The organism is Nonomuraea sp. NPDC059194 (assembly GCF_042754765.1).
In the GTDB taxonomy this organism is placed as follows: Bacteria; Actinomycetota; Actinomycetes; order Streptosporangiales; family Streptosporangiaceae; genus Nonomuraea.
The window spans coordinates 73,747-98,687 of sequence record NZ_JBHZBH010000027.1 but is presented as its reverse complement, the minus strand read 5'-3'; the positions used below and the strand labels follow the sequence as shown (position 1 = coordinate 98,687).

The 24,941-nt window shown below is 68.1% G+C and carries 22 protein-coding genes and 1 tRNA gene; 11 read left to right on the top strand and 12 right to left on the bottom strand.

What is annotated here, in order from left to right; translation table 11 throughout:
* Positions 1-17: 17 nt before the first annotated feature.
* Positions 18-506 carry a hypothetical protein gene (locus ACFXJ8_RS29195; protein ID WP_379647169.1) on the bottom strand — a complete coding sequence of 163 codons (489 nt, stop codon included), beginning with the start codon at positions 504-506 and terminating at the stop codon, positions 18-20.
* 23 nt (positions 507-529) lie between these two features.
* On the bottom strand, positions 530-1,390 hold the full coding sequence (locus tag ACFXJ8_RS29190; protein WP_379647168.1) for a serine/threonine-protein kinase: 861 nt from the start codon (positions 1,388-1,390) through the stop codon (positions 530-532).
* A 118-nt stretch (positions 1,391-1,508) separates the two neighbouring features.
* Between ACFXJ8_RS29190 and ACFXJ8_RS29185 the strand changes: the two genes are divergently transcribed.
* From ACFXJ8_RS29185 to ACFXJ8_RS29175, 3 genes are read left to right on the top strand one after another with little or no spacing between them, the layout of a single operon-like run.
* Complete coding sequence (locus tag ACFXJ8_RS29185; RefSeq protein ID WP_379647167.1) at positions 1,509-2,570, top strand: hypothetical protein; 1,062 nt, start codon at positions 1,509-1,511, stop codon at positions 2,568-2,570.
* Positions 2,554-3,732, top strand: coding sequence for a hypothetical protein (locus ACFXJ8_RS29180; protein WP_379647166.1), 1,179 nt, complete (start codon positions 2,554-2,556; stop codon positions 3,730-3,732). Before ACFXJ8_RS29185 ends, ACFXJ8_RS29180 begins: the two co-directional genes overlap by 17 nt.
* Positions 3,729-4,097: a hypothetical protein gene (locus tag ACFXJ8_RS29175; protein WP_379647165.1), complete on the top strand. Its 369-nt coding sequence runs from the start codon at positions 3,729-3,731 to the stop codon at positions 4,095-4,097. Before ACFXJ8_RS29180 ends, ACFXJ8_RS29175 begins: the two co-directional genes overlap by 4 nt.
* Before the next feature lie 98 nt (positions 4,098-4,195).
* Here the strand turns inward: ACFXJ8_RS29175 and ACFXJ8_RS29170 are convergent.
* From ACFXJ8_RS29170 to dnaA, 9 genes are all read right to left on the bottom strand, one after another.
* Positions 4,196-4,269, bottom strand: a tRNA-Ile gene (locus ACFXJ8_RS29170).
* 115 nt (positions 4,270-4,384) lie between these two features.
* Positions 4,385-4,993, bottom strand: a complete 609-nt coding sequence (locus tag ACFXJ8_RS29165) for a DUF3566 domain-containing protein (protein ID WP_379647164.1) — start codon at positions 4,991-4,993, stop codon at positions 4,385-4,387.
* 3 nt (positions 4,994-4,996) lie between these two features.
* Entirely contained in the window at positions 4,997-7,498 is a 2,502-nt protein-coding gene (gene gyrA, locus ACFXJ8_RS29160; RefSeq protein WP_379647163.1) for a DNA gyrase subunit A, read from the bottom strand.
* Positions 7,499-7,531: 33 nt separating this feature from the next.
* The gene (gene gyrB, locus ACFXJ8_RS29155) at positions 7,532-9,454 is read right to left on the bottom strand and encodes a DNA topoisomerase (ATP-hydrolyzing) subunit B (RefSeq protein WP_379647195.1); all 1,923 of its coding nucleotides are present in this window, start codon (positions 9,452-9,454) and stop codon (positions 7,532-7,534) included.
* Positions 9,455-9,780: 326 nt separating this feature from the next.
* Positions 9,781-10,278, bottom strand: coding sequence for a DUF721 domain-containing protein (locus ACFXJ8_RS29150; protein ID WP_379647162.1), 498 nt, complete (start codon positions 10,276-10,278; stop codon positions 9,781-9,783).
* A complete protein-coding gene (recF, locus tag ACFXJ8_RS29145; RefSeq protein WP_379647161.1) occupies positions 10,268-11,500 on the bottom strand; it encodes a DNA replication/repair protein RecF in 1,233 nt (410 codons plus the stop codon). Before recF ends, ACFXJ8_RS29150 begins: the two co-directional genes overlap by 11 nt.
* 135 nt (positions 11,501-11,635) lie before the next feature.
* Positions 11,636-12,577 carry a phosphogluconate dehydrogenase (NAD(+)-dependent, decarboxylating) gene (gnd, locus tag ACFXJ8_RS29140; protein ID WP_379647160.1) on the bottom strand — a complete coding sequence of 314 codons (942 nt, stop codon included), beginning with the start codon at positions 12,575-12,577 and terminating at the stop codon, positions 11,636-11,638.
* 45 nt (positions 12,578-12,622) lie between these two features.
* Positions 12,623-13,762, bottom strand: coding sequence for a DNA polymerase III subunit beta (gene dnaN, locus ACFXJ8_RS29135; RefSeq protein WP_379647159.1), 1,140 nt, complete (start codon positions 13,760-13,762; stop codon positions 12,623-12,625).
* Between the two features lie 521 nt (positions 13,763-14,283).
* Entirely contained in the window at positions 14,284-15,801 is a 1,518-nt protein-coding gene (gene dnaA, locus ACFXJ8_RS29130) for a chromosomal replication initiator protein DnaA (RefSeq protein ID WP_379647158.1), read from the bottom strand.
* A gap of 435 nt (positions 15,802-16,236) precedes the next feature.
* Here dnaA and rpmH point away from each other — a divergent pair, with 435 nt between their 5' ends.
* The 8 genes from rpmH (at position 16,237) to ACFXJ8_RS29090 (ending at position 22,775) form a co-directional block, all read left to right on the top strand.
* Positions 16,237-16,374 (top strand): 50S ribosomal protein L34, encoded by a 138-nt coding sequence (gene rpmH / locus ACFXJ8_RS29125; RefSeq protein ID WP_043614899.1) that lies wholly within the window; start codon positions 16,237-16,239, stop codon positions 16,372-16,374.
* A gap of 65 nt (positions 16,375-16,439) precedes the next feature.
* Positions 16,440-16,787, top strand: a complete 348-nt coding sequence (gene rnpA, locus ACFXJ8_RS29120; protein WP_379647157.1) for a ribonuclease P protein component — start codon at positions 16,440-16,442, stop codon at positions 16,785-16,787.
* Positions 16,784-17,062, top strand: a complete 279-nt coding sequence (yidD, locus tag ACFXJ8_RS29115; protein WP_358132836.1) for a membrane protein insertion efficiency factor YidD — start codon at positions 16,784-16,786, stop codon at positions 17,060-17,062. The genes rnpA and yidD overlap by 4 nt, the downstream gene beginning before the upstream one ends.
* Before the next feature lie 4 nt (positions 17,063-17,066).
* On the top strand, positions 17,067-18,023 hold the full coding sequence (yidC, locus tag ACFXJ8_RS29110; protein WP_379647156.1) for a membrane protein insertase YidC: 957 nt from the start codon (positions 17,067-17,069) through the stop codon (positions 18,021-18,023).
* Between the two features lie 32 nt (positions 18,024-18,055).
* Positions 18,056-18,544, top strand: a complete 489-nt coding sequence (locus ACFXJ8_RS29105; RefSeq protein WP_379647194.1) for a protein jag — start codon at positions 18,056-18,058, stop codon at positions 18,542-18,544.
* Between the two features lie 220 nt (positions 18,545-18,764).
* Positions 18,765-19,439 (top strand): 16S rRNA (guanine(527)-N(7))-methyltransferase RsmG, encoded by a 675-nt coding sequence (rsmG, locus tag ACFXJ8_RS29100; protein ID WP_379647155.1) that lies wholly within the window; start codon positions 18,765-18,767, stop codon positions 19,437-19,439.
* A 137-nt stretch (positions 19,440-19,576) separates the two neighbouring features.
* The gene (locus ACFXJ8_RS29095) at positions 19,577-20,500 is read left to right on the top strand and encodes a ParA family protein (RefSeq protein WP_379647154.1); all 924 of its coding nucleotides are present in this window, start codon (positions 19,577-19,579) and stop codon (positions 20,498-20,500) included.
* Between the two features lie 1,303 nt (positions 20,501-21,803).
* Entirely contained in the window at positions 21,804-22,775 is a 972-nt protein-coding gene (locus ACFXJ8_RS29090; protein WP_379647153.1) for a ParB/RepB/Spo0J family partition protein, read from the top strand.
* A gap of 752 nt (positions 22,776-23,527) precedes the next feature.
* On the opposite strand, the gene ACFXJ8_RS29085 is transcribed toward ACFXJ8_RS29090, so the two are convergent.
* A complete protein-coding gene (locus ACFXJ8_RS29085; protein WP_379647152.1) occupies positions 23,528-24,490 on the bottom strand; it encodes a D-alanine--D-alanine ligase in 963 nt (320 codons plus the stop codon).
* Positions 24,491-24,941 lie beyond the last annotated feature (451 nt).

Below are 24,941 nucleotides of genomic sequence, written 5' to 3'. Positions count from 1 at the left end.
AGGGCGGATCTCCACGCTCATCTTCTCGTGAGATGGAGTGACACGTCGCGAAACTCGGCCGTGGGTCCTTCCGCCAGCGTCCGTACAGCTCTGCCGTTCAGATCCAGCATCATCACCTTGGTCGTGGAGCCCTCGGTAACGGTGGCCATGACGTGACGCCGGTCCAGCCAGCCGTTGAAGACGGAGTTGCCGGGAAGGCGGACGGTGCCCTTCTGCACGCCGGTCGTCGCGTCCCAGAAGCAGATCTCGCGCGCGGCGGCGGGACAGGTCGTGCTGAGCACCGTGCCGAGCGCGGTGTGCGCGGCGTCGGTCCCGGTCAGGTCGCCGATAGCGGTGAAAGTCCGCAGCAGACTGCCGTCCAGATCGTGCGTCCGGACCGAACCGTCAGGTCCTTGCCCCACCACGGTCTTGCCATCAGCACCCCACACAAAGGTGGCGGAACCATCGCCGCTCACCCTCGTGACCTTGGCTGATTTGGTGGATGGGCCCACGATCACGAAGCCCACAACGCGGTCTCGCTCGAAGGCGGTCAGCAATAGGCCGCGCCCGTCAGGCGACCAGCGGGGGTCAAGGGTGGTTGTCGGACCGGGGGCGTGGCGGGCGCGATCAGCCCGCTCAGGTACGACGTCTGCCCCACCAGACGGAGCAGGACCTCGCTCGCCGTCGGCCGCATGTGGGGGTCCTTGGCCAGGCACGCCGCGAGCAGGCCGTGCAACTCGCCCAGATCGGGCAGGTCGGGATCGCCGCCGGTGATGCGGTCGACCGTCGCGGGCAACGACCCGCCGTCGAAAGGCGACCGGCCCGACGCCGCGAACACCAGGGTCGCCGCCCAGGAGAAGACATCCGCGGGCGGCTCGGCCGCTCCTCCGCGCAGCCGCTCCGGTGCGGTGTAGGCGGGGCTGACCACCTTGAGGGTGGCGGTCGTCGCCTGCGACAGCGCCCGCGCCACGCCCACATTGATCACGCGAGGCCCATCGGGGCCGAGCACCACGTTGCCGGGCCTGATGTCGCCGTGCACGAATCCCGCCTGGTGGAGGGCGACCAGCGACGTGATCGTGCCTGCTGCGAGCCGGTACAGCGTCACCCCGTCGAACGTCCCGCCGACCTGCTCCAGCGTCGGTCCTTCGACGAACTCGCTGACGACGTAGGCCCGATCGTCCAGCACACCGGTCTCGAGGATCTGCGCGGTACTGACCGCGGACACCGCCCGGAGGGGTTCGACCTCGCTCAGGAACCGGTCCCGATCCAGTTCTGCCGGAAGCAGACTGACCACCACGGTCTGCGCGGAAGCGGACTGCCCGACGAGCACGTTCTCGCTGAGCCGTCCGGTCAGACGGAACCCGCCTACCTCGACAGGATCGCCACGCTGTAACCCCGTGATCTTCGGCATGCCATTGATCTACCCCTCTGACCGGCGCCCGCACAAGGTTTCGGCACGGCTTGCTTCAGGGTCCCATGGGGGAGGTCCCCGATTCCCCTGGAGATCATCATCACGTACTGTCCCATGCGTGCTTACGACGAATAGAGGAATCAGCGGATTACTCGCCGACTCCGGGGAAGCGCGCCCTCGGGTCAGTTACCGCACCGATCTGGTCACCGCGCTCCTGGGGGTCTGGTTCGGCATCGGACTGATGATCGACGCCTGGGCGCACAGCAACCTCGCGGAGTTGGAGACCTTCTTCACTCCGTGGCATGCGGCCTTCTACTCCGGCTTCGCCGCGGTCTCCGGCTGGATCATGTGGCAGGTCCTGCGCAATGTCCGCACCGGACGCAGGGGTGTGGCCGCGGTGCCGGTGGGCTACCTGGCCGGGCTGCTGGCCATCCCCGGCTTCGCCCTCTTCGGCCTGGCCGACATGACCTGGCACACCGTCCTGGGCATCGAGCAGAACATCGACATCCTGTTCAGCCCGTCACACCTGGGCCTGGTGGCCACGATGGCGCTGATCATCTCCACTCCGGTGCGTTCCGCGTGGTCCGGGTTGGGCACGCGGCCCACGCTGGGACAACTGGTCCCCGCGCTGATCTCGCTGGCCTTCGCCACCACGCTGGTCTCGCTCTTCCTTTCGTACGGCGACGCCCTCCAGTGGTCCGCCGAGGGGATCGTGCGGGTCTTCTCCGACGTCGAAGGAGGCGCTGCCGGCGATCTGGCCAGTTCCATGGTGATCACCAACGTGGTGCTGCTCGCCCCGGCGCTGCTGCTGGCTCGCCGCTGGGAGCTGCCCTTCGGCGCGATCACCCTGCTGTACGCCGTGATCGTGCTGATGCCGGGCGCCCAGGAGCAGTTCGAGAACGTGTCCACGCTGCTGTCGATCGTGGCCGGCGGCCTGGTCGCCGATCTGCTGATCCGCTGGCTGCGGCCCTCGGCCTCGCGGCGGGGTGCGTTCTGGGCCTTCGCCGCGCTGTCCGCCCTGGCCACCTGGACGATCTACGTCCTGACGGCCTCGGCGATTTCGGGCCTGCCTGCCGTACCGGAGCTCTGGACGGGCGCGCCCATCGTGGCCGGGCTGATCGGACTGCTGCTGGGCGTGCTGTTCCTCCCCAACAACGTGCGGCATGAAGCGGCTGCTTAGTCTCGTCGTCGTCCTGCTGGTCATCCTCGCTGCCCCCGCCTCCGCGCACACCGTCATGGCCGGGTCGGACATGCGCTTCGCCCAGAGCATCGGCGGCAGCGAGCTGACCGTGGTGATCAAGGCGACCAAGCGGGTGCCGGGAACGCTGGCGATCTCCGCCGAGCGCTACGACGGGCCGGGGGTGCCGCTGGCCCTTGAGCTGCGCTCGGCCGAGGACGGCAGCACGGTACGCGGCGACCTTTCCGTCGGCGGTACGGCGCGGCTCCGCGTCACGCGGGCCGGGCCGTACGAGCTGACCCTGCGTGCCGGGGACGAGATCAGCGTGGTGCCCTTCCGCGTGCTGGTCGCGCGAGGCGCCGCGTGGGAGCTGCTGATCTACGGCGGACTCTTCGTGGCGGCGGTACTGCTGGTCGGCGGGCTGCTCACCGGGCGGCTGGGGCGCGGGCTGACGTTCGCCGCGGCGTTGGCCGTGGGCATGGCGGCGACGCTCGTGGTCGCCGAGCCGTACCTGCCGCAGCCGCAGCCGGACGGGGCCGCGCCCACCGCCGACGGCCTCGGCCGGCCGTACGTCCAGGCCCGCGTCACCACCACCCCGCCGCAGCCGATCGCCGGACGCGACTTCACTCTCCGGCTCCAACTCGTCGACGGGTCCACCGGCCGGCCGGTGGACGATCTGGTGGTCCATCACGAGGCGCTCGCCCACGTGGTGGTGACCAGTCAGGACGCGAGGTATTTCCGCCATGTCCACCCCCGGCGGGTCGCACCCGGCCTGCTCGAGGTACGGCTGCGCGCCGACATAGCGGGCAGAATGCTGGTCTGGGCGGAGCTCGAACGCGTCGACTCCGGCGGTCAACTCGTCCCTGCCACCTTCGAGGTGAGCGGGCGCGAGGTGAGCGGGCAAACCCCCACACCGGCCACCAACCTGACAGCGGTCGCCGGACGACCCACCACGATCAAGCTGGAGGAGCAGACCCGGCCCTGGCTGGGCATGCCCGGCCATCTGATCGTCAGGGACGCCGCCGGATCCTTCCTCGGCCACGTCCACGCCACCGGGCGACAGTTCACCTTCACCTTCCCGGAGCCCGGCCGCTACCACGCCTGGGTGCAGTACGCCACCAGTGAGGACATCGTGACCCGCCCCTACCTTGTCAACGTCTCATGAAATATCGGGTCATCGCCTTCGTTGCCCTGGTCGCGGCGGTCATCGCCTTCTTCGTGATCAACCGCTCGACAGGCGGTACGGCGACCGCGACCGCCGCCGGACACCACTACACGGTCACCGTGACCGCCGGGCCCACCGTCGAGGTCACCGTCGGGACGAACCAGGCCACCAGCGTGGTCCTGACCGCCGCCATGCCCTCCATGGGCCACGCCCTCCCCGAAGCCGCCCTGACCCGGGTCGGCCCCGGCGTCTACCGCGCCGCCGAGGACCTGTTCCCCATGGCCGGGATATGGGAACTCACGCTCCGCCTGACCGGCGAGGCAGGCGATGAGACCTTGACCGTGGCTCTGCCGATCATCAACTGATCGACAACAGGTCGACCCGCTCCCGGGGCCGCCCACAAAGTCCCCACAAATGACCAAAAGGCCAGTTCCACGATGGTGGAATCTGGCCTTCGTATGTGTGGGGCTACCAGGACTTGAACCTGGGACCTCTTCCTTATCAGGGAAGCGCTCTAACCGTCTGAGCTATAGCCCCGCGCACAAAGAACGTTATCGCATCCGCCAGGCGGAGGCGAACCGGTCGTTCGCACGAAGAAAGCTTACCGTGTCCCGGGCGCTGCTCGCGCCGCGTCCGGGACACGGCAAGGAAACTACTCGGCCTCGCTGAACGTCACTTCGACGCCGCCCACCAGGTCGGCGGCGATGTTGTAGATGACGGCACCCAACGTCGACAGCGCCGTGATCAGCACGACGTTGACCGCGCCGATCAGCGCGGTGTAGCCGAGGATCCGCACCGGCTCGAACCAGGAGGAGATGTCGAAGCTCCCCGAGGTCTGCCCGTCGGCCTGGGTCAACTGGTTGACCGTCTGGACGATCGAGTCGAAGACCCCGATGGCCGACAGCACGCCGTACAGGACGGCGACCGCGACGAACAGGACCACGAAGCAGACCAGGGAGACGACGAAGCTGAACTTCATCGCCGACCACGGTTCGACGCGCCGCAGCACCAGGTGCGCCTTGCGCGGCAGCCTGGAGGCCGCGGCCGCCTTCTTCTTCGGCAGTTCGACGGCCGGCGGCGGGGCCTCGGAGGTCAGCGACGACGGACGGATGCGGACCGTCTCGTTGTGCTGCTGCTCCTCCTCGGCCTGGGTCTCGTCCTTGGTGAGGTCAAGGACTTCTGTCTCGTTGGGCTTGGCGGGCTTCTTCTGCCCGTTCTCCCGAGACGACGTCGTCTTCGCGGAACCGCCCTGGGCGTTCATGGACTACTCTCCTCCCCCGTCTTCCTCAGCTTCCACCGAAGTCTCCATCGACTCGGCGTTCCGAGCGAGGGCCACGACGCTGTCGCCTTCGGCGAGATTCATCAGGCGAACTCCCATGGTCTGACGGCCAGACTGCTTGATCTCCCCGGCACTCGTCCGGATCACTCCGCCGTTGGACGTGATCGCGAAGACCTCGTCCTCCGGGTTGACCATGGCGGCTCCGACCAGCTTGCCACGAGAGGTGACAATCTTCGCAGTCAGCACGCCCTTGCCGCCACGTCCCTGTACCGGGTATTGCTCAACGGGTGTCCGTTTCGCGTACCCGCCCTCGGTGGCGATAAGCACGTCCTCACCATCCGCCATGCGATTCATGGCGAGAAGTTCGTCACCTTCTAGGAATCTCATGCCGATAACACCACTGGTGGCCCTCCCCATGGGCCGCAGCGCGTCGTCGGTCGCGGTGAAGCGGATGGACTGCGCGCCCTTGGAGACGAGCAGCAGGTCGTCCTCCTCGGAGACCAGGCGGGCGGCGATCACCTCGTCGTCCTCGCGGAGGTTGATCGCGATCAGGCCGCCGGACCTGGGGGAGTCGTACTCGGCCAGCCTGGTCTTCTTGACCAGGCCGCTGCGGGTGGCCAGCACGAGGTACGGCGCGACGGCGTAGTCACGCAGGTCGAGGACCTCCATGACCGTCTCGTCCGGCTGCATGGCCAGCAGGTTGGCCAGGTGCAGCCCGCGCGCGTCGCGCCCCGACTCGGGCAGCTCGTAGGCCTTGACCCGGTAGACGCGGCCCTTGTTGGTGAAGAACAGCAGCCAGTGGTGGGTCGTGGTGACGAAGAAGTGGTCGACGATGTCGTCCTGGCGCAGCTGCGCCCCCCGCACGCCCTTGCCGCCGCGCTTCTGCGCCCGGTATAGGTCGGTCTTGGTGCGCTTGGCGTAGCCGCCGCGGGTGATCGTCACGACGATCTCGTCCTCGGCGATGAGGTCCTCGATCGACATGTCGCCGTCGTAGGCGATGATCTCGGTGCGCCGGTCGTCGCCGTACTTCGCGACGATCTCCGACAGCTCCTCGTTGATGATCTCCCGCTGCCGGGCCTGGCTGGCCAGGATCGCGTTGTACTCGGCGATCTGGGTCATCAGGTGGTCGAACTCGTCCTGGATCGCCTGGCGCTCCAGGGCGGCCAGCTTGCGCAGCTGCATGTCGAGGATGGCCTGGGCCTGGACCTCGTCGATGTCGAGCAGCGCCATCAGGCCGCCCTGCGCCTCGGCGGCCGAGGGCGAGCGCCTGATCAGCGCGATGACCTCGTCCATCCGCTCCAGGGCCTTGAGCAGGCCGCGCAGGACGTGGGCGCGCTCCTCGGCCTTGCGCAGCAGGTAGCGGGTCCTGCGGACGATGACCTCGATCTGGTGCGCCACGTAGTAGCGGATGAACTGGTCGAGGCGCAGCGTGCGCGGCACGCCGTCGACCAGCGCCAGCATGTTGGCGCCGAAGGTGTCCTGCAGCTGGGTGTGCTTGTAGAGGTTGTTCAGCACGACCTTGGCGACGGCGTCGCGCTTGAGCACGATCACCAGTCGCTGGCCGACACGCGAGGAGGACTCGTCGCGGACGTCGGCGATGCCGGTGAGCTTGCCCTCACGGACCAGCTCGGCGATCTTGAGCGCCAGGTTGTCCGGGTTGACCTGGTAGGGCAGCTCGGTGACCACCAGCGACTGGCGGCCCTTGCCGTCCTCCTCTACCTCGACGACGGCCCGCATGGTGATGGAGCCGCGGCCGGTGCGGTAGGCGTCCTCGATGCCGCGGCGGCCGACGATCAGCCCGCGGGTCGGGAAGTCGGGACCCTTGACCAGGCCGATGGACGCCTCGAGCAGCTCCTCGTCGGTGGCCTCGGGGTTCTCCAGGTACCACTTGACCGCCGAGGCGACCTCGCGCAGGTTGTGCGGCGGGATGTTGGTGGCCATGCCCACCGCGATGCCGCCCGAGCCGTTGACGAGCAGCTGCGGGATGCGCGCGGGCAGGACGTCGGGCTCCTGCGACTTGCCGTCGTAGTTGGGTCTGAAGTCGACGGTGTCCTTGTCGATGTCGCGCAGCATCTCCATGGCGATGGGCGCGAGCTTGCACTCGGTGTAGCGCATCGCCGCCGCGGGGTCGTTACCGGGCGAGCCGAAGTTGCCCTGCCCGTCGACCATCGGGTAGCGCAGCGACCAGGGCTGCGCCAGCCGTACGAGCGCGTCGTAGATGGAGGTGTCGCCGTGCGGGTGGTAGGTGCCCATGACGTCACCGACGACGCGGGCGCACTTGAAGTAGCCGCGGTCGGGACGGTAGCCACCGTCGTACATGGCGTAGAGCACCCGGCGGTGCACGGGCTTGAATCCGTCGCGGACGTCGGGCAGCGCACGGGACACGATGACGGACATCGCGTAGTCCATGTAGCTGCGCTGCATCTCGGACTGGATGTCCACGGGCTCGATGCGCTCAGCCGGGGGAGTGGTGTTCACTTCCGTCACAGGTGATGATCCTTTTTTCTGGTACGGCTGCCGCTATACGTCGAGGAAGCGGACGTCACGCGCGTTGCGGATGATGAAGTCGCGCCTCGCCTCGACGTCTTCGCCCATGAGCACGCTGAACAGGTCGTCGGCCTGCGCGGCGTCGTCGAGAGTGACCAGGCGCAGCAGCCGCGTCGCGGGGTTCATCGTGGTCTCCCACAGCTGGCCGGCGTTCATCTCGCCCAGACCCTTGAAGCGCTGGACGTTGTCGCGCGGGCGCGGGTCGGGCTTACCGGCCGCGATCCCCTCGGCGATGACCGCGTCACGCTCGGAGTCGGAGTAGGCGTAGGAGGCGTCGTCGCCCTTGCGGTCCCACTTGATCTTGTAGAGCGGCGGGCACGACAGGTAGACGTGGCCCGCCTCGATCAGCGGCCGCATGAAGCGGAACAGCAGCGTCAGCAGCAGCGTGTTGATGTGCTGGCCGTCGACGTCGGCGTCGGCCATCAGGATCACCTTGTGGTAGCGCAGCTTGGCGATGTCGAACTCGTCGTGCACGCCGGTGCCGAGCGCGGTGATCAGCGCCTGGACCTCGTTGTTCTTCAGGACCTTGTCGATCCTGGCCTTCTCCACGTTGAGGATCTTGCCGCGGATGGGCAGGATCGCCTGGAAGCGGGAGTCGCGGCCGCCCTTGGCCGAGCCGCCGGCCGAGTCGCCCTCGACGATGAACAGCTCGCACTTGTCCGGCTCGTTCCACTGGCAGTCGGCCAACTTGCCGGGAAGGCCGCTGCCGGACTCCAGCAGCGACTTGCGCCTGGTCAGGTCGCGGGCCTGGCGGGCGGCGAGGCGCGCGCGTGAGGCCTGCAGCGACTTGTTGATGATGTCCTTGGCCTCGCCGGGGTTGCGCTCGAACCAGTCGCGCAAGTGGTCGTTGCAGGCCTTCTGCACGAAGGACTTGGCCTCGGTGTTGCCCAGCTTGGTCTTGGTCTGGCCCTCGAACTGCGGGTCGGCCAGCTTCACCGAGACGATCGCGGTCAGGCCCTCGCGGACGTCCTCGCCGGAGAGGTTGTCGTCCTTGCCCTCCTTGAGGAACTTCTGCTCGCGCGCGTAGCGGTTGACGATGGACGTCAGGGCCGCGCGGAAGCCCTCCTCGTGGGTGCCGCCCTCGGCCGTGTTGATCGTGTTGGCGAAGGTGTAGACCGACTCGGAGTAGGAGTTGTTCCACTGCATGGCGATCTCGACGGAGATGCCCGCACCGTGGGCCTCGAAGTCGATGACCGACGCGTGGGCCGGCTCCTTCTTGGAGTTGAGGTGCGTGACGAAGTCGGACAGGCCGCCCTCGTAGTGGTAGTGGACCTTGTGGACCTCGCCGTTGATGTGGTCGGGCCGCTCGTCGGTCAGCGTGATCGTCAGGCCCTTGTTGAGGAAGGCCATCTCCTGGAAGCGGCGCGAGAGCGTCTCGAAGTTCCACGTCGTGGTCTCGAAGATCCCCGGGTCGGCCCAGAAGGTGATCGACGTGCCGGTCTCGTCGGTGCCCTCGCCCTGGGCCAGCGGGGCCACGGGCTTGGACATCTCGAAGCGCTGGCGGTGGACGTGACCGTTCTGCTTGACGACGACGTCCATGGCTGTGGACAACGCGTTGACCACCGCGGAGCCGACGCCGTGCAGGCCGCCGGAGACCGCGTAGGACTTGCCGTCGAACTTGCCGCCCGCGTGGAGCGTGGTCAGCACCAGCTCGACCGCGGAGACCTTTTCCACAGGGTGGATGCCGGTGGGGATGCCCCGCCCGTTGTCGACGACGCGCACGCCGTTGTCGGCGAGCAGGGTGACGTCGATGCGGTCGGCGTGGCCTGCCAGGGCCTCGTCGACGGAGTTGTCCACGATCTCGTAGACAAGATGGTGCAGACCGCGCTCACCGGTCGATCCGATATACATACCCGGGCGCTTGCGGACCGCCTCAAGCCCTTCGAGTACGGTGATTGAGCTAGCGTCGTAGGACAAGTGCGAAATCCTCCTGCCGCGGACACGCGGCGGGGAAGGCGACAACCGCCAGCTGCCCCTACCGTGCCCGTCACCGTCGTGAGTGCCCCGATGCGCGGTCACCCAGGGGAGTCGGCTCGCATGCCGCGGGTGACACGCAAGCGGACGTGTCCGGAATCCGCTTTCAGTCTACCGGCTCTGGCGGCCGAAGGTGGCATTGAACGCGCCTGTGATGCCCTGTCGCTCGTTTTCCCCCCTGGCAAGCATCCCCCCTCTTGGATGCGGGCCTCTCGCTTCTATGGCCCTCTGATCGCCTGGCGGGGGATTTACCCGTACGTGTCGCCGGGCCCGCGACTGCCGGTCACCCGCAGCCCTCCGGACGGCCTCGGCGCGTTCTGCGGCCCTCTGACCTTGACCTTCTTGACCGTGCCCTCGCCGAGCTCCTCGTTCATCCTGCGGATCAGCGTGCGGGCCAGCAGCCGGACCTGGGTCGCCCACGCCGTCGAGTCGGCGGCGATGAGCACCTCTCCGTCCTCGAAGTGCTCCGGTTTGGTGTGCGCGGCCAGATCGGTGCCGACGATTTCCGGCCACCGGCCGAAGACGCCGCCCACCGCCGCCGAGCGCTCCCAGCCGCGCGCGGCCAGCAGATCGTTGATCGCCCTGCCGAACAGCTGCGGGTCGCTCGCGTCGCGCTGCGCCGCCGCCCTGCGCCGCGGCTCGCGGCGCGGCAGCTGCCCCCTCCTGGCCGCGTCGGCCTTGGCCTGGGCGAGCTTCTCCCTGGCCAGCGCCGCCCCACGGGCGGTCGGGTTGTCGTCATCTGACACGGGTCACGCTCCCCCCTGCTACGTCGAATCTGGAACCGGTCAGCTCACTCGGCACGTCGTCGGCCACCGCGGCGGTGATCAGCACCTGCTCGGCGGGCGCGACGATCTCGGCCAGCCTGCGCCTGCGCTGGCTGTCGAGCTCGGCGAAGACGTCGTCGAGGATCAGGACGGGATCGCCGCCGTCGGCGCGCAGCAGGTCGTAGGCGGCCAGCCGGAGCGACAGCGCGAACGACCACGACTCGCCGTGGCTGGCGTAGCCGCGCGCGGGCAGGTCGCCGAGACCGAGAACGAGGTCGTCGCGGTGCGGGCCGACGAGGGTGACGCCGCGATCGAGCTCCGCCTGCCGGACTTCGAGCAGCCGCTCTCTCAACCTCGACTCGAGACTTATCCCCAGGCCTGTGGATAACGTCTGGGCATCGGAAGATCCGGCCCCACCGGCGTCTTCGTCCTCCACGCCATCCCCGCCTGTGGACAACGTGCTCCGATAAGCGAGCTTCGCGGGAGCGCTTGTGGGCGCCAGCGAAGCATAGGCGGAGGCGACCAGTGGCCGCAGCGCTTCGATCAGATCGAGTCTGGCTCGCAGGAGCTCCGCGCCGTGCCGCGCGAGGTGGGCGTCCCACACCTCCAGCGTGCTGAGCACGTCTCCGGCGCCCGCCGCGGCGAAGGAGGCCTCACTGTCGGCCCTGCGCGCCCCACCGCGCCCACGGCGCGCCTGAGCGGCCGTACGCAGCAGGGCGCCGCGCTGCTTCAGCACCCGGTCGTAGTCGGCCCTGACGCCCGCGTAGCGCGGCGCACGGGCCACCAGGAGGTCGTCGAGGAAGCGCCGGCGCTCGGACGGGTCGCCCTTGACGAGCGCGAGGTCTTCGGGAGCGAACAGCACCGTGCGCAGCAAGCCGAGGACGTCGCGGGGGCGGGAGACGGGAGAGCGGTTGAGCCTGGCCCTGTTGGCCCTGCCAGGGTTGATCTCCAGCTCGATCAGCGCGCGCCTGTCATCCCTGTGGACGGCGCAGCGGATGATCGCCCTGGAGGCGCCCTGCCGTACGAGAGGGGCATCGTTGGCGACCCGGTGGCTGGAGTGCGTCGCCACGTAGCCCATGGCCTCGACGAGGTTGGTCTTGCCCTGGCCGTTGGGCCCCACGAACGCCGTGACGCCCGGCTCGAGGCCGAGCTCCACGGAGGCGTAGGACCGGAAGTCGGTCAGCGACAGATGGGCGACATGCACCCCACGAAGGTTAGTGGGCCACACCGACCGCTGGGGTCACCGCCGTGAACCCCTGTGGAAAACCGGTATGGCCCGTCCGCACCCTGTGGACGGCGGGCCGCCAGCGCCCGCGAGCACCCTGTGGACAACCGCAGGCTACTGAGCTTCCTTCGGCGGGACGACGTCGGCGCCGGGGGAGTCGGCACCCTTCTCGTGCGCGCCCGCCGCCGAGGTGACCGCGTGGCCGCCGAACTGGTTGCGCAGCGCCGCGACCATCTTCATCGCCGGCGAGTCGTCCTGCCGTGAGGCGAACCTCGCGTAGAGCGCGGCCGTGATCACTGGCAGCGGGACCGCGTGGTCCACCGCCGCCTGGACGGTCCACCGGCCCTCGCCCGAGTCCTGTGCGTAACCCTTGAGCTTGTCGAGGTGCTCGTCGTCGTCGAGCGCCCGCACCAGCAGGTCGAGCAGCCACGACCTGATCACCGTGCCGGTGCGCCAGCTGGCGAAGGAGCCGGGGACGTCCTTGACGATGTCGGAGGCCTCCAGCAGCTCCCAGCCCTCGGCGTAGGCCTGCATCATGCCGTACTCGATGCCGTTGTGGACCATCTTCGCGAAGTGGCCCGCGCCGACGTCGCCCGCGTGGACGAAGCCGTCCTCGCCCTCGGGCTTGAGCGTCTGGAAGACCGGCATCAGCCGGTCGACGTGGGCCTTGTCGCCGCCGCACATGAGCGCGTAGCCGTTCTCCAGGCCCCACACGCCGCCGCTGACGCCGCAGTCGACGAAGCCGATGTCGTGCGCCTTGAGCTCCTCGGCATGGCGCTGGTCGTCCACATAGTGTGAATTACCGCCGTCGATGACGATGTCGTCCGGCTCGAGCAGCTCGCCGAGCGCGTTGACGGTCTGCTGGGTGGGGCCACCCGCAGGCACCATGACCCACACCGCGCGGGGCGCTTCGAGGCGCTCGACGAGCTCCTTGAGGCTGGCGACGTCGCTCACCTCAGGGTCGCGGTCGTAGCCGACCACCTCGTGGCCGCCGCGGCGCAGGCGCTCGGCCATGTTGCCGCCCATCTTGCCGAGCCCGACCATGCCGATCTGCATGTTGATAACCCCCTAGTCAGGCTTCCATCATCGCCGATGGCTTGGTCAGCTGGACAAGCGGATGGGCATGATCAGGTAACGGTAGTCAGGCGTGCCACCGTCGTCCACAGGCTTGCCGCCAGTGAGGATAGCGGGCTTGGTCGAGGTGGTCATCTGCAGCCTGGCCACGTCCGAGTCGATCGCGCCGAGGCCCTCCAGCAAAAACTGGTGGTTGAAGGCGATGTTCATCTCCTCGCCCTCGTAGTCGACCGGCAGCACCTCGACGGCCTGCGCCTCGTCGCCGCTGCCCGCCTCCAGGACGACCTCGCCGCCGCGGAATGCCAGCCGTACCGGCGTGTTGCGCTCGGCGACCAGCGCCACGCGCTTGACGGCCTCGACGAACGGGCCTGTGGACAGATCCGCCTTCGCCGAGAACTCCGTCGGCAGCAGCGAGCGGTACTTGGGGAACTCGGGGTCGAGCAGGCGCGTGGTGGTGCGCCGGCCCGCGCTGGAGAAGCCGATCATGCCCTCGCCGGTGCCGCCGGCGGAGCTGAGCGCGATCTCGACCTCGGCGCCGGTGGATCCCAGCGCCTTGGCGGTGTCGGCGAGCGTCTTTCCGGGGATCATCGCGATCGCCGAGAAGTCGGGCTGCCCCGGCTGCCACTTCAGCTCCCGTACGGCCAGGCGGTACCTGTCGGTGGCCGCGAGGGTCACCGTGTCGCCCTCGATCTCCATCCGCACACCCGTGAGCATCGGCAGCGTGTCGTCCCTGCCCGCGGCGACGGCGACCTGGCCGACGGCGGAGGCGAACACGTCGCTGCCCACCCGGCCGGCCGCCGGCGGCATCGCGGGCAGGGACGGGTAGTCCTCCACAGGCATGGTCAGCAGTGTGAATCGAGCACTGCCACAGGTGACGACCGCCTTGGCGCCGTCCACCACGAAGTCCACAGGCTGTGCGGGAAGCGCGCGGGTGATCTCGGCGAGCAGCTTGCCCGAGACGAGCACCACCCCCGCCTCACCGGTCTGCGGCTCCAGCGTCACCTCCGCCGAGACCTCGTAGTCGAAGCCCGAGAGCTTCAACTGGCCCGCGTCGGTGACTTCCATGCGCATGCCTGCCAGGACGGGCACGGACGGGCGCGCAGGGAGGCTGCGCGCCGTCCATGCGACCGCCTCAGCGAGCACATCGCGCTCGATCCGGAACATCACGGAGATCAGCCTCCTGCTTGGTCGTCGCTGCTTGTCGAGTGTCACTCTCCCGCACCTGAGCTCCGGGAGAACCCCTCTATGGGTCTTTGAATTTCTTAGTTAGAACTAGAGGAAGTCATCTTCATAGGGGCTGTGGATACTGTGGATAACCAGTGTTTCCGCAGCTCATCACAGGAATCTTTATCCACTTGTCCTGTGGGCGAAGCCTGGGGACAACTTCGCCGGCTGTGGACGACGATCCGTTGCCCACAGGCCGTCCACAGATCGGGGGGTGTTCATCCACCGGTTATCCACAAGGTTTCAACAGGTTATCCACGGGTCAGGAGGGGCGATCTGGAGCTCCCGTTTCCATTGTTCACAGGGCGTCCACAGGTTACCCACAAGTTGTCCCCAGGTTGTCCCCAACATGTCCCCAGCTTTGTCCACAAGCGTTCCGGGCGGTGTGCCCGGGTTTGTAGCTTCCATTTTTCGTCGAGAGGCCGTCTGAGCTGGTCCACAGGGTTATCCACAGGCTGTGCAAATCAAATGGTGGATGTCTGCTTGATGCGCATTGTCAGCTCGTTGACCTGGTTGTACATAGATCGGCGCTCGGCGATAAGCGACCGTATCTTGCGTTCTGCGTGCATCACCGTGGTGTGGTCGCGGCCGCCGAACTGCTGACCGATCTTGGGCAGCGACAGGTCGGTCAGCTCCCTGGCGAGGTACATCGCGATCTGGCGAGCGCTCACCAGCGCCCTGCTGCGCGAGCTTCCACACAGGTCGTCGATCGAGATGCCGAAGTACTCGGCCGTCTTCGCCATGATCGTCGCGATCGTGATCTCCGAGCTCGCGTCGGTGGTGATCAGGTCCTTCAGCACCACCTCGGCCAGCTGGAGATCCACACCCTGCCGGTTGAGGCTGGCGAACGCGGTGACCCTGATCAGCGCCCCCTCGAGCTCACGGATGTTGGTGGAGATCCGGCTGGCGATGTACTCGAGCACCTCGGGCGGCGCGGCCAGGCCCTCCTGTATGGCCTTCTTCCTGAGGATCGCGATGCGCGTCTCCAGCTCGGGCGGCTGGACGTCGGTGATCAGCCCCCACTCGAACCTGTTGCGCAGCCGGTCCTCCAGGGTGATCAGCTGCTTGGGCGCCCGGTCGCTGGAGATGACGATCTGCTTGTTGGCGTTGTGGAGGGTGTTGAAGGTGTGGAAGAACTCCTCCTGCGTCTGCTCCTTGCCCTCCAGGAACTGGATGTCGTCCACAAGCAGGATGTCGATCGCGCGATAGCGGCTGCGGAAGCCGTCGGCCTTGTGGTCGCGGATGCTGTTGATGAAGTCGTTGGTGAACTCCTCGGAGCTCACGTACCTCACCCGCGCGCCGTCGTAGAGCGACTGGGCGTAGTGGCCGATCGCGTGCAGCAGGTGGGTTTTCCCCAGGCCCGAGTCGCCGTAGATGAACAGCGGGTTGTACGCCTTGGCGGGCGCCTCGGCCACCGCGACCGCCGCGGCGTGCGCGAAGCGGTTGCTGGCGCCGATGACGAACGTCTCGAAGGTGTACTTCTGGTTCAGCCGCGCAGGCTCGCTCGGCTTGGTGCTCTTGGCCTCCCACCTGTTCTGTGGAGGCTCGGGCTGCTCCTGTGGATAATCGGTGGATATCTGCGAGGCCTCGGGCGGCGCGGCGAAGAAGAGAGAGGGCTCCGAGCCCTGGTAGGCGGGCTGTGCGTAACCTTGCACAGGCTCGGAAGCCTGGGGAAAACTCGGTGCCGCAGCCTGTGGATGAGTCTCGCCCATCGGCTGGTCGGGGGTGGTCGTGTCGATCATCACGGCCACGCGCACCGGCCTGCCGAGCTCGTGGGAGAGCGCGTGGCTCACCGGCGTGCGCAGCTTGCCCTCGATCAGGTCCTTGAGGAACTCGTTGGGGACGCCGAGCACGATCGTGTCGCCCGCCATGGCGATCGGCCGGACCATCGCCAGCCAGGTTCGCTGCTGGATCGGCAGGTTGTCGTTGAGGAAGTTGGCCAGCGCCTGGGCCCATACCGTCCCGAGCTCGTCCCCGTCCATGGTGTGGCTTCCCCTTCGTCGTTCATCCACAGGCGGCGACCGCCACGGCCGCGGATCGCGCGTTCTGTCCACAGGGTGTGGCTCGTGCGATCTCCCGGGGTCATCCACAGGAGATCCACAAGTTATGCACAGAGTGATCCCGCTGTCACGGCGGGATTCTTGGAGTTGTGCACACCTGTGGGTAAGTCGTTGTCCACAGCCTAGTGGCACCCGGGAGCACTGACTGTGGACCTGTGGATGCCTGTGGAAAAGTCCCCTGTGGATACGTGGAAAACTCCGCCGGTTTGACCTGGAGAGCGCCTGGCCCGTAACGTACGACGGTCGGCTTGTCACGTGACGGCTTTTGCATGCCCTCGCGAGCTCGGCAGGCCAGCCATGTGTGTCACGCGCTCTCGCTTCCAGGCGGGGGCGCACTTTCAAGCCTGGAGCCCACTCGTGAGCAAGCGTACTTTCCAGCCGAACAACCGTCGCCGCGCGAAGACCCACGGCTTCCGGCTGCGTATGCGCACCCGGGCCGGCCGCGCGATCCTCGCCGCTCGTCGCCGCAAGGGCCGCGAGAAGCTGTCGGCCTGACGGTCGTCCTGTCCCAGCTTGTTCGCCCGCCGGCGCTGTTCGTCGGCGGGCGATAGGCGTCTGACGTGTTGTCACGAGAGTCCCGCATGCGGCGGGGTGAAGATTTCTCAGCCGCGGTCAAACGAGGGGCCCGCGCCGGCCGTCCCACCCTCGTCCTGCATCTGAAGGTCGCGGGCGACGGACCACCGCTGGTCGGTTTCGTGGTCAGCAAGGCCGTGGGCGGCGCTGTCGTGCGCAACAAGGTCAAGCGGCGGCTTCGACACCTGATGCGGGACCGTATAGTGCGGCTGCCGCGAGGTAGCCTGCTTGTGGTACGCGCTAATCCACCTGCCGCGTCCGTGCGACACGAGCGCCTTGCCGCCGAACTCGATGCCGCGCTGGATCGTTTGTCAAGGCGAGAACAACAACGATGACGGAGCAGACGCAAGGGGTGCCGAGCCTCCCAGCTCGGATTCTCATCGCCCCGATCCGGTTCTATCGGGCGTTCATCAGCCCGATGCTGGGTCCGCGTTGCCGTTTCTACCCCTCATGCAGTGCTTATGGGCTTGAGGCGATAGCCGTACATGGTGCTCTGCGCGGCATATGGCTGACTGTCCGGCGTATCGGGCGTTGCCACCCATTCCATCCCGGAGGTTTTGACCCGGTGCCCCCACGCCCGGTTCCGTCCGACGAAACGCAAGGGAGCTAGCTCGGTGGAGCTGTCCTGGCTTAACTGGCTCTACACAGCCATCGCCCAAGTCCTCACCTGGATTCACCAGGCCTACAGCACCGTGCTCGACCCGAACAGCGGGCTGACCTGGGCGCTGACCCTCATCACGATCACGGTCTTCATGCGACTGCTGATCTTCCCCCTCTTCCTCAAGCAGATGCGTTCCTCGCGCAAGATGCAGGAGCTCGCGCCGAAGGTGCAGGAGCTGCGCAAGCGCTACAAGAACGACAAGCAGCGCATGAACGAAGAGGTCATGAACCTCTACCGGGGCCAGGGCGCCAACCCCCTCGGCGGCTGCCTGCCCGTCGTCGCGCAGTTCCCCATCTTCATCTCCATGTTCACCGTGCTCAACGCCATGGCCCACGGTGAGATCAAGTTCGGGATGACGAAGGAGTTCGTCGACAGCGCCCGAGCCGCCCACATCTTCGGCGCGCCGCTGCCCGCCAACTTCTGGATGAGCTCGGAGCAGATCGCGTCGTTCGACGCGGGCGTCGTCCAGACCAAGATCGTGCTGGCGATCTTCGTGGCGATCAGCTCCCTCACCACGTTCCTCACCGTCAGGCAGAGCGTCACCCGCTCCATCCAGCAGATGCCCGACAACCCCATGGCGTCGCAGCAGAAGATCCTGATGTACATCTCTCCGCTGTTCGCCTTCTTCAGCCTCAACTTCCCGCTGGGCCTGATCTTCTACTGGGTCACCACCAACGTGTGGACGCTCGGCCAGCAGCACTGGTTCTACGCGCGCCACCCCATGCCCGAGTACGACGCCAAGGGCAACGTGATCCCCGTCAAGCCCAAGCCCGGCCTGCTGTCCAAGGTGCGCAAGAGCTCGGCCGTCGCCGAGGAAGAGGCGCCGCCCGCGCCCCCGGAGCCCAAGGTCATTCGACGGCAGCCGACCAAGCAGACCCGCAGCAAGCGCACGGGTAGCAAGAAGTCTTGATCCTCAACCACGAGCACGAAAGAGAGGCCGACGTGACCGAGGCCGAGCAGGAGAAGGCTCCGGATCTTGCCGCGCTTGAGCAGGAAGGCGAGATCGCGGCCGACTACGTCGAGGGGCTGCTCGACATCGCCGACATCGACGGCGACATCGACATGGACGTCGAAGGCGACCGCGCGCTGGTCTCCGTCGTCGGCGTGAAGGGCACCGACCTCGTCGGCCCCGGCGGCGAGATCCTCGAGGCGCTCCAGGAGCTCACCAGGCTGGCCGTCCACCGGCAGACGGGGGAGCGCTCGCGGCTCATGCTCGACGTCTCCGGCTACCGGGAGAAGCGCAGGGCCGAGCTCAGCAAGCTTGGCACCGAGGTCGCCGAAACCGTCAGGCGCAACGGCGAGCCGAAGTCGCTCCACCCGATGACGCCTTTCGAGCGCAAGATCGTGCACGACGCGGTGGCGGCGGCCGGGCTGCGCAGCGAGTCCGAGGGCGAGGAGCCCAACCGTTTCGTCGTGGTCCTGCCCGCCTGACCCTTCATCGGGTACGGCAGCCTTGGGTACGGCATGTGCCAACGTCAGGCCGTCGGCTCCTTCGGGGCTGGCGGCCTTTCGTTTGAGATCACGCCTCCCGCTGAGATCACGGCTTCGACGCCCAGGCCGGAGAAACCGCTGAGGACGGCTAGTCTTCGTGCATGTCGGCCCTCCGCCGTACCACCAAGAACACGCACATTCAGGAAAGGCCACCGGATCAGTGAGCGACGAGCTGACGGCTCCACCGCAGATAGCGCGCGAGGTGTTCGCCGGCGACGCCTGGGACAGGGCGCGGCAGTTCGCGGAGCTGCTGGCCGGCCCAGGAGTCGTGCGCGGCCTGCTCGGCCCGCGCGAGGTGCCTAGGATCTGGGACCGGCACCTGCTCAACTGCGCGGTGGTCGCCGAGGCCGTCCCCGAGAACGTCCGCCTGGTCGACATCGGCTCGGGTGCCGGGCTGCCGGGCCTGGTCCTGGCGATCGTACGGCAGGACCTCTCGGTCACCCTGCTGGAGCCGCTGCTCCGCCGTACCGTCTTCCTTGAGGAGTGCGTCGCCGCGCTCAAGCTCGACAACGTCGAGGTGCTGCGCGGACGCGCCGAGGAGCTGGTCGGCAAGCGCGAGTTCGACGTCGCCTGCGCCCGCGCGGTGGCCCCGCTCGACCGGCTGCTCAAGTGGTCGATGCCGCTCCTGCGTGAGGGCGGCGAGCTGATCGCGATGAAGGGGGAGCGGGCCGCGGAGGAACTCGCCGAGGCCGAAGCCCAATTGCGGGTCAGCGGGGCCCGGACGGCCGAACTGATCTCGGTCGGGCACGGTAAGGTCGAGCCGCCTGCAACTTTGGTCCGCGTGGTCGCGGGTCCCGCACCAGAGCCAGCGGGTCGCCGCCGACGAAAGAGGTGACGGTTGTGCCAGGCACGACCAGTGGACTCGGTTGGCCGGGTGAACCCGGTCCCGAAAGCCCAGCGGGTGTCGGCTGGCCGGAATTGGGCGTGTCGCGGCACCGGATGACGGGCAGCACCCGGCCGCTGGTTGAAAGGATGGCCATCGTGACCCAGACCCCCCTTAACCCCGGCGATTCGCCGCTGGTACGAGAGGCACTCAGCTCCGTGGTTTCACGTGAAACATCTGCGACCCAGACGGCGGACGCCTCCACATCGGGCGAGGGCTCCTGGCCGCGCCCGGCCAAGTGCCGCATCATCGCCGTCGCCAACCAGAAGGGTGGCGTCGGCAAGACCACGACGTCGGTGAACCTCGCCGCTGCTCTTTCGATGAACGGCGAGCGCGTTCTTGTCGTCGACCTCGACCCCCAGGGCAACGCGTCCACCGCCCTTGCCACCGAGCACCGCGGTGATGTCCCTGACGTGTACCAGGTGCTCGTCGACGACCTTCCGATGGCGGACATCGTCAAGGAAGTGCCCGACATGCCGGGCCTGTATTGCGCTCCAGCGACCATTGATTTGGCGGGGGCGGAGATCGAGCTCGTCTCGCTGGTGGCCCGCGAGGCGCGGCTACGGCGGGCGCTGATGGCCTTTGACGCGGTGGAGCTCGACTACATCATCATCGACTGCCCGCCGTCGCTGGGACTGCTGACGGTCAACGCGCTCGTGGCGGCGGATGAGGTGCTGATCCCGATCCAGTGCGAGTACTACGCGCTCGAGGGGTTGGGGCAACTGCTCAGGAACGTCGACCTGATCAAGGCGCATCTGAACCCGACGCTCAACCTGTCGACGATCGTGCTCACGATGTACGACGGGCGGACCCGGTTGGCTTCGCAGGTGGCGGACGAAGTGCGGGCGCATTTCGGGGACACGGTGCTGAACACGGTGATCCCCCGGAGCGTGCGACTGTCGGAGGCGCCCAGCTATGGGCAGTCGGTGATGACGTACGACCCGGGGTCCAGCGGGGCGATGGCTTACATGGACGCTGCGCGAGAGATCGCTTTTCGCGCTGTGAGCGTCTGACGGATTGAGCCGACAGGGGAGTCCTCCACCACCGGGGCTCTCCTCACCGTCCCACCCGCGCACCCACTGCCTCCATTTACCCCGCCTCCACCCATCGCCCCACCACTCGCCGCGCCTCCACTCGCCGCGCCTCCACCCGGCCCGCCTCACTCCACCCGATCCGCCTCCACCCATGCCCCACCGCCCATGCCCCACCGTCCATCGCCAGTGCGGTGCCCACGAACCTTCGCCGGGCCGGTGTGGGTCGTCAACCTCGGCACTCCCCAAGCCCGGCGCCGGCGCACGTCAGCGGACACCGCACCAGGCGCCCGCAACACCGGCCCGCACTGCGCGCCGTTCACGGCCCCCATCGTCGGGGCCCGTGACACCGGTCCTCATCTCCCATGACCCGCCGCTGCGGAGCCCCACCGCCCAAGGCCCGCACCGCCCACCGGCCACGGTCCGCACCGGCCACGGTCCGCACCGCCCTCGGTCCGCACCGCCCTCGGTCCGCACCGCCTACGGTCCACGGCCGCACGCGGTCCACACCGCCCACGGTCCACACCGCCCACGGTCCACACCGCCTACGGTCCACGGCCCGCACGCGAGGTACCGCCCCACCTGCCGTTGGTATCACCGCCCCGGCGCTCCGGCTCATGACGTCCCCAGGGCGCTGGGACCCCTCCTGCCCGCCATCCTTCTTCGACCGGCCATCGGACATCGCATTCCCCAGCAGCACCACCCAGCCATGACCCACGACCGACCCTGCGGGCACGGCCCACCGCCAACCCTGACTCTGGGGGACCGGTCCTCCGCCAGCCCATGGCCGGTTCGCCCATGACCCGCCGCCAGCCCATGGCTCTCGGCTGACGGGCCGCACCCCTAGCCCCTCGCCCCTCGGCTCACCGCCAGCCCATGGCAGTTCCGACGGGCTCACCGTCACCCACCCACGGTGGCCGCCGCCCGACTCGGCTGCGCCTCATGGCGCCCGGCATCGGCTCGGCCGTGGCTCCGATGCCCAGCCGGATATGGGTGCTGGTACGGGGATCGGCGCTAGAACGGGCATCGCCCCCGCACGCCGATTGCGCGCGCCGACCCGCGAAGAGGAAAGAACGACGACCCCATTCCGCCTGATCGCCCCAATCGCGCCTTCGCCCCGGCCAATTCTTCACCCGCGCCACATCTTTGTGGCTTTCCGGTTCCGGTTCGGGCGGGATGTGGCAAACCCGACCGAACTGCGTGTGGCGAGCGGGCACCCCGATGCGCTCTCGACGGTAACCTCTCCAGAAGTAACAGGGAGCGGCCGGGTGGATGAGGAGACGCAGTGAGTCAGCAGCGGCGGGGACTGGGAAAGGGACTCGGGGCGCTCATCCCGACCGGCCCGATCGTTGACGGCACTGGGGCGGTGTCTCCAGCGGCTGGTGCCGGTTCACCTCAGGAAGGAGGCCTTCAGCCCATCGCCGGCGCGTACTTCAAGGAGATCGCCCTCAAGGCCATCACCCCGAACCCTCGCCAGCCTCGCGAGGTGTTCGACGAGGACCGCCTGGACGAGCTTGCCGCGTCGATCAAGGAGGTCGGCCTCCTCCAGCCGATCGTGGTGCGGTCCGTAGGCGGCGGTGCCTACGAGCTCATCATGGGTGAGCGCAGATGGCGTGCCTGCCACCTTGCCGGGCTCGACCCCGTCCCTGCGATCGTGCGCAACACCCAGGACGACGACCTCCTCCGCGACGCGCTCATCGAGAACCTCCAGCGCGAGCAACTCAACCCCCTGGAAGAGGCGGCCGCCTACCAGCAGCTCCTCGACGACTTCGGTGCCACCCACGAGCAGCTCGCTCAGCGCGTCGGCCGTTCCCGCCCTCACATCACCAATACCCTCCGCCTCCTCAACCTTCCTACCGACGTCCAGGTGAGGGTTGCCGCCGGACTCATCAGCGCCGGACATGCTCGCGCCCTGCTCACCCTGGATGACCCGCGTGCCATGGAGTACCTCGCGAAGCGCATCGTCGCCGAGGGTCTCTCCGTCAGGACGGTGGAAGAGATCGTCGCAACCGGCGGCGCAAAGGCGGCCGGTGCCGAACCCCGTGCCCGTACGGCGAAGCGCCCCTCGATGCCGGGACTCGTTCGCCTGGCGGACCGCCTTTCCGACCACTTCGAGACCAAGGTGAAGGTGGACCAGGGCCGCAGGAAGGGCCGGATCATCGTGGAGTTCGCCACGATCGACGACCTGGAGCGCATCATCAGCGCGATGGCCCCCGAGGCGGCACACGCCATGAGAGAGGGAGACGCGGAGAGCTAATCCGCTCTCGCGTTTCACGTGAAACACGGAAGGCCCTTCAGAAGGCGGGACGCCGGGCTGCCCGAGCTCAACGCGATGATGGCGGGCCCCCGTTCCACGTAAAACCACAGAAGGCTCGCTGCAGCGCCCCCCGTTTCACGTGAAACCGAAGCCGGCCTGCGGAAGACCCCCTCTTGTTTCACGTGAAACGGGGGAGCGAGGTTGAGCGGCCTCCCGTTCGCGTGAAACGGGAGAGCGAGGGCGAGCGGCCTCCCGTTCGCATGAAGACCACCGGAGGTTCGCTGCGCTTCCGGTTTCACGTGAAACCGGAAGCGGCCTGCGGGAGCACCCTCCCGTTTCACGTGAAACGAGAGAGCTGGGGAACGGTCTGCTGAGTGGGTGTCCTCCTGGCCGCCTACCTCCGCACCAGAGCACCTCCCTCGACGACGGCCACTACCCCCAAGGCCGCCCCAGTTCATGGACGCCCGCAGTGGCCACCACATGAGGCCCCTCGTGCCCGGGTCTCCCGCGCTGGCGCCAATCTCGACGCATGCCGTTTCACGTGAAACAGGGCCCAGCGGCGCGGCGGCGCGGCGGCAGAGGTGGCGGCGGTGCGGGTAGCGGTGGCCAAGGGAGGTCGGACAAGCGAAGAACGTGTGAGCCGGTTGCCCGATCGTGAGTGCGTCGGGCGGTGCGGCTGCTGAGCCTCCTCGGTCGCCTACTGGACGACGGCCATCTGCTTAGTCGTCAGCAGGAGGCCCGGGAGAGAGGGCTCAGGAGTTGGGAGTGGCGCGGTGGGCGGCGCGTTCGAGGAGGGTTCGGCAGAGCACGCCGAGGTCCTGTCCCGCGGCCTCGACCGCCATCGGGAGCAGTGATGTCTCCGTCATGCCGGGCGCGACGTTCACTTCCAGGAAGTGGGGGAGTCCGTCGGCATCGACAATGAGATCCGTGCGGGACACGTCTCGCAGGCCGAGTGCCGTGTGCGCGGTGACCGCCATTTCGGCGCAGGCGGCCGCGGCCTCAGGGGAGAGGCGGGCGGGGGCGAAGAACTCGGTGTGTCCGGCGGTGTAGCGGGCGGCGTAGTCGTACACACCCTCGTCCGGGACGATCTCGACCGGAGGGAGCGCCACGGGTCCATCGCCGAGGTCGACGACGGAGACGGACACCTCGACGCCGTCGATGTAGCGTTCGATCAGCGCCGTGTCACCGTAGGCGAAGCAGCCGACCATCGCGGCGGGAAGCTCCTCGGCGGTGCGCACGAACGACGCGCCCAGAGCGGAGCCGCCTCGTGCGGGCTTGACGAACAGCGGAAGGCCCAGATGATCGACGATGCGTGCCAGGACGGCTGAGGCGCCGAGGTCGTGGAACGTCTCCTTGGGGAGAGTGACCGATTCTGGCGTGCGCAGCCCTACCGAACGGACGACCGCCTTCGCCGTCGGCTTGTCGAAGGCGACGCGGCAGGCGTCGGGGTCCGCGCCGACGTAGGGGACGCCGAGGAGTTCGAGCACCGAACGGATCGCGCCGTCCTCGCCCGCGCCGCCGTGAAGCGTGACGAACACCGCGTCGGGACGGTCGGCCAGCACGGCGGGGACGAGGGAAGCGTCGGTGTCTCGGGTTTCGACGTCGATGCCCGTCGAACGGAGGACCTCGCTCACCCGCCGCCCGGAGCGGAGCGAGACCTCCCGCTCGTAGGACAGTCCGCCGGCAAGCACGAGCACGTGACTCAGGTCGCTCATCAAAATCCCTCCGCAGATCGCCGGCGTCGCACGATGTTCCACCGTACCCGCCCGGCCTGCCTCCCACCGACCCAGCTCACCACCTTCCCCGGCGCGCCGCCGGTGTGTGCGCGGCGGCGGGGCCGGGGCGAAGGCTCGGGGTCCCGAGTCCGGGGTGGCAGGTCCGGGTGCCGCGGGGCGGCGGGTCCGGGGTGGCAGGTTTAGAGGGGTGCCGGGTCCGGGGTGGTGCGGGGCGGCGGGTTCGGGGTTCAGTCTGTACGGCACGCCGTTCCACGCGCCTCCGTGGTCACCGGTGGCCGCCCGTCCAAGGGACGCTCCTCGTGCGCAGGTGGCAGGCCGCCGCAACGGCGAAGGAGATCGGGGGAGCTGCCAAGCGTGATGCGTTCAAGGCGATGTGCCCAGGAAGGAAGTGCATGGGGAGAAGGCGCCTTGGGAGGGTGCGGTCGGCCGT

What these genes read in the sequence shown, in the direction of transcription:
- ACFXJ8_RS29165 (WP_379647164.1), bottom strand. Translation starts at nt 4,993, where the DNA reads ATGAACGCCCAGGGCGGTTCCGCGAAGACGACGTCGTCTCGGGAGAAC.
- gnd (WP_379647160.1), bottom strand. Translation starts at nt 12,577, where the DNA reads ATGCAGATCGGCATGGTCGGGCTCGGCAAGATGGGCGGCAACATGGCC.
- ACFXJ8_RS29190 (WP_379647168.1), bottom strand. Translation starts at nt 1,390, where the DNA reads ATGCCGAAGATCACGGGGTTACAGCGTGGCGATCCTGTCGAGGTAGGC.
- ACFXJ8_RS29085 (WP_379647152.1), bottom strand. Translation starts at nt 24,490, where the DNA reads ATGAGCGACCTGAGTCACGTGCTCGTGCTTGCCGGCGGACTGTCCTAC.
- ACFXJ8_RS29175 (WP_379647165.1), top strand. Translation starts at nt 3,729, where the DNA reads ATGAAATATCGGGTCATCGCCTTCGTTGCCCTGGTCGCGGCGGTCATC.
- ACFXJ8_RS29180 (WP_379647166.1), top strand. Translation starts at nt 2,554, where the DNA reads ATGAAGCGGCTGCTTAGTCTCGTCGTCGTCCTGCTGGTCATCCTCGCT.
- yidD (WP_358132836.1), top strand. Translation starts at nt 16,784, where the DNA reads ATGACGGAGCAGACGCAAGGGGTGCCGAGCCTCCCAGCTCGGATTCTC.
- ACFXJ8_RS29095 (WP_379647154.1), top strand. Translation starts at nt 19,577, where the DNA reads ATGGCCATCGTGACCCAGACCCCCCTTAACCCCGGCGATTCGCCGCTG.
- dnaA (WP_379647158.1), bottom strand. Translation starts at nt 15,801, where the DNA reads ATGGACGGGGACGAGCTCGGGACGGTATGGGCCCAGGCGCTGGCCAAC.